1 protein-coding gene is annotated in these 803 nt (G+C 42.0%); it reads left to right on the top strand.

What is annotated here, in order from left to right:
- Positions 1 to 128 precede the first annotated feature (128 nt).
- Positions 129 to 803 (top strand): hypothetical protein (locus DK871_RS28345; protein WP_218581565.1); only part of this gene is annotated, 675 nt, incomplete at its 3' end.

The following is an 803-nucleotide window of genomic DNA, read 5'->3' as shown; positions in this document are numbered from 1 at the left end:
CAAATACCATACAGAGCTGGTTGCAATGCACAAACAAGGAGCGACAATAGCGGAGTTAACACGCTGGCTACGAAAAAAGAAGGCTATCAAAGTAGCGGATTCTACCGTTAATCGTTGGCTACAAAATCGTGAGTAAATTTGCCGCTAAATCACCAGAGCAACAAGCTAACTCGGTAGAAAAAGCTTTACAAAAAGCTGATGCCGTCGCTTCAGTTCGTACCTTATCGAATTACACAGAACGTTTAGAGCAAGTCGCTAAAAACATGCCCGAATTTGGCATACAAGGTGAAATTAGAGATTTAACACCAGCAACTGCAATTCAATACCTTGAAGCAAGAGGACTAGAGGTAGGACAGAAAACGCTTGATATGGAACGCCAGGCAATTCAATCAATGCTCACTCATGTAACTGGTAAGCTTGAACAAGGAAAAACCTTACCTTATGTCGAATCAGAGTTTAAACAAGCACTTTCAAGTCGCACTTATACAACAGAGCAAATGAAGTTAGTTTCTGAGTCGCAGACAGAACGAAATGCTTTATCAACTCAAATCGCTTATGCCGCCGGACTCAGGGCTCATGAGCTATATACTCTCTCTTATGCATCGGAAAAACAAGCAAGTGAAAGACCTGCACTAGATAGTAAATTTCAAGGGAGAGAGGGCGTAATTTATACCGTTACCGGTAAAGGCGGGTTGATTCGAGAAGTTCTTATCCCTACACAGCTTGCAAGTAAATTAGAAGAACGTAGGCTCGATACACCGCAAAAAGTCACAGATCGCGGTGTCCATTACGAACAAAAATAT

This window comes from Pseudomonas sp. L13, assembly GCF_009935965.1.
GTDB classification, from domain to species: domain Bacteria; phylum Pseudomonadota; class Gammaproteobacteria; order Pseudomonadales; family Pseudomonadaceae; genus Aquipseudomonas; species Aquipseudomonas lactis.
The sequence above is the reverse complement of the archived record's forward strand: the minus strand, read 5'-3'. Positions and strand labels throughout refer to the sequence as shown.